This window comes from Psychrobacter sp. 5A.1, assembly GCF_030407455.1.
Taxonomy (GTDB): Bacteria; Pseudomonadota; Gammaproteobacteria; order Pseudomonadales; family Moraxellaceae; genus Psychrobacter.
In genome coordinates, this window is the sequence record NZ_JASDDJ010000114.1 from 1 (window position 1) to 2,900 (window position 2,900).

General features: G+C 32.7%; 3 protein-coding genes and 1 pseudogene. 1 reads left to right on the forward strand and 3 read right to left on the reverse strand.

Going from position 1 to position 2,900, the window contains the following annotated elements; translation table 11 throughout:
* Nucleotides 1-435: pseudogene (locus QL982_RS14220) on the reverse strand (hypothetical protein); the annotation flags it as partial.
* Nucleotides 436-1,109: 674 nt separating this feature from the next.
* On the opposite strand from QL982_RS14220, the gene QL982_RS14225 reads away from it, so the two are divergent.
* Nucleotides 1,110-1,988 carry a glycosyltransferase family 2 protein gene (locus QL982_RS14225; protein ID WP_290190427.1) on the forward strand — a complete coding sequence of 293 codons (879 nt, stop codon included), beginning with the start codon at nt 1,110-1,112 and terminating at the stop codon, nt 1,986-1,988.
* Nucleotides 1,989-2,148: 160 nt separating this feature from the next.
* On the opposite strand, the gene QL982_RS14230 is transcribed toward QL982_RS14225, so the two are convergent.
* On the reverse strand, nt 2,149-2,463 hold the full coding sequence (locus QL982_RS14230; protein ID WP_356645926.1) for a YrbL family protein: 315 nt from the start codon (nt 2,461-2,463) through the stop codon (nt 2,149-2,151).
* Complete coding sequence (locus tag QL982_RS14235) at nt 2,405-2,767, reverse strand: YrbL family protein (protein WP_290166020.1); 363 nt, start codon at nt 2,765-2,767, stop codon at nt 2,405-2,407. The genes QL982_RS14230 and QL982_RS14235 overlap by 59 nt, the downstream gene beginning before the upstream one ends.
* Nucleotides 2,768-2,900: the final 133 nt, after the last annotated feature.

Genomic DNA, 2,900 nt, shown 5'->3' on the forward strand with positions numbered 1-2,900 from the left:
ATATATAGTAGTTGAAATATTGTTTCTATGCATCGCGTAAATATCGAAATTTACTCCTGCCGTATCAAATAATTGTTGAGTTAATTTTTTTAAGCCTTTATGACGATATTCACCATTCTCCCAAACATTCATATCTAGATAGACATGCATTGGAAAAGGATTGAACAGATATACATCTTGATTAGGATTATTTGAGACAAAGTCTTTCACCTGCTTAATAGTAAGCCCAGTTTTTTCATTAAAACGTGGAGAGAACAAGGCAAAATAACAGTCGTCATCAGCATGCTTCACTATCTCATCGTAAAATCTGATAAGATGCGCAATTTCACGCTTAAGAAATTCAGGCTTATTTCTACAATCAAAAGCTTCTATACCAGAATGTTCATCGGGTCTTGATTTCTCATCATACCAAATTTGGTAAAGGTGTAAATTCAATTCATAATCTCAATAGATATTGGTGAAAATTTGGTAGAAAAGTACCTGTAAGCTCTTACAGTTTTAGTTATTGTACGTCTTGAGCAGCTATTATACAAAATTTGAGTTTAATAGCTAATATATTTTACAGTTATTGCTACGCTTAACTGATTTAGCCGACTATACTACCTATACCCAATTTATCTCATTATGCGCGTACAAACCATAGATACAAAAATATAGTCGATCCACTATAAAATAAATACAGCGATACTGGGTACATTTTGCATAGCCTTTGTCTGCGCAGGCACAGCAAGCAAGGGAAATGTATGCCAGCATCGCATGGTTACATTTGTATCTGTTTTATTTAGGACTGACTATATCGCTTAATTGATAGTCTGGTTTATAGGACGTCAATGAAAAAAATATTTGCAAAAATTATTAGGGCATGTCCTCAATTCAAACAATAGTTATCTAACTGGGCTAAAAATGGCTAAATTTTGCCAAACATCGTCAAATAGCTGGTCAATATCTCGATATTATCGACGCTATTTTTCTCGTTTGACGGCAATTTATCTCATTTTTATCTCCACTTGTGAAATGAGGACACACCCTAGAATAACTAATAAGAATTTTATAAAACAAGTCTAAGTTGACCTTACTAATTTTTATAAACCATTATATTTGGAAGTAATATGAAATTTTCTCTGCTAATTGTGAACTATAACACTGAGAGCTATATAGAGAAACTATTATACAGTTTACATAGTCAGTCTATGCCTGCATCTGATTACGAAATTATTATTAGCAATAACGTAAAGAACGATAATCTTGAAAAAATGATTATGAACAACGAGTTCCACAAGACTTTTCTTCTTAGAACCTTAACAATGCCAGATAACTTAGGATTTGGGCGAGGTATGAATGCCGCTGCGGACTTAGCAATAGCTGAACACTTACTTATTATAAACCCAGATGTATTAATGACTGACCAAAACTATTTGAGCTCAATGTATGATTTTATTTTAGAAAAACCTAACTATGGTGTTATTAGTAGTCAAATAGTAAATGATAATGGTAGAGATGGTTGTGATCATTATAGCTATCAGTTCCATGAGACTTTTGGACTCGATAGTGGGATTAGTTGGATTGAAGGTTCATTGATGTTTATAAGAAAAGAAACATTTGCCAGTATCGATGGATTTGACCCTGATTTTTTCATGTATTGTGAAGATGTTGATCTATGCTACCGTATACGAAAAAATGGCTTAGAGTTGATTAAAAATAATTCACTGAGTGTTTATCACAAGGGAGGGTCAAGTGAGCCTAATAAGGACTATGCTTTCTATCATCGATGGTATAAGTCTCAAATATTATTCATGCACAAACATTATAACAAAGAACAGTTTGACGAATTTATTAAAGAGCTCAGCAAAAAATTTAGAATAAAAAAATATCGCTATCGTGTTTTAAGTATCTTTTCAAAGTCGTATAAGCATAAGGTGCTTAGAACTCAGGTAATGTTGGATGTAATTGGAAAGACTATTAATGAATCGGCAGACTGGTTATACTAAGACATCATTCAAAATGTAATATTGTATAGATGATTAAGAGCTATCAATGCATTGATTGAAATTTTCCAAAAGGCATTAAGTGCTTAACAGTACTGCCGTTTTTGCGAAACATCGAAAAAAATATTAATATTATTTAGATATCGGTTATCCAAGACCGGATTTAGTAGTTGATTTTATTTTTAATTTTATTTTCAACTTTTCTAATATTTCGCGCGTTGATCGTTTTACTCATGGCTCTAAAAGGTATAATTAGCTTTTCACCAATACCATCAACTAATACAAACTCTGGACGCCCTTGCCGATGTTCGGTGTACATGATGCCGCCGATATTTACTTCACCAAAAACTACATGATAATCACAGCATTGGTCGAAAAAAATATTTAGAGCTTCCTTTTGTTTTTCACCAAAATTTTTATTAATCAGAAGGTGTTCTAGAGTGAGAGGGTTCCCATCTGAACCTAGTGATTTTTTCAGTAATTAGTCCTAACCCTTTATTAGTAGCTATAAAACCATATACGGTTTCAATAGGAAAAATAAATTTATTAGCACCATAACCATTCTTGCATAACTGTAGGTACTGAAGTATTTCTCGACGAAACTGCCTATAAATACCTTGAGAGCGATGAGAGCGTAGATGCCGCTGATTGGCTCTACCACCATCAGCTGTAGCATTTTCAGGCTTCATTATCTTAATAACTTTGTTAGAATCGCCTGGATATTCATAAACTAATTTTTGAGTGCCTTGACCTAAAAACTTAAGATCATCAATTAAAACCATAATTTTTTGGCCTTCTATAATGGAAGTTAATTTATAGATTAAATCTACCTCAGTATTATAGTCAGTTCAAAATAAAACTGTTATGGCTAGGACAAATATCATAAAACAATTTAGATAAGTCATTTTCCATCCA

Bases quoted from the DNA above. Each gene is read 5' to 3' on its own strand.
- QL982_RS14225 (WP_290190427.1), top strand. From the start codon at position 1,110: ATGAAATTTTCTCTGCTAATTGTGAACTATAACACTGAGAGCTATATA.
- QL982_RS14235 (WP_290166020.1), bottom strand. From the start codon at position 2,767: ATGGTTTTAATTGATGATCTTAAGTTTTTAGGTCAAGGCACTCAAAAA.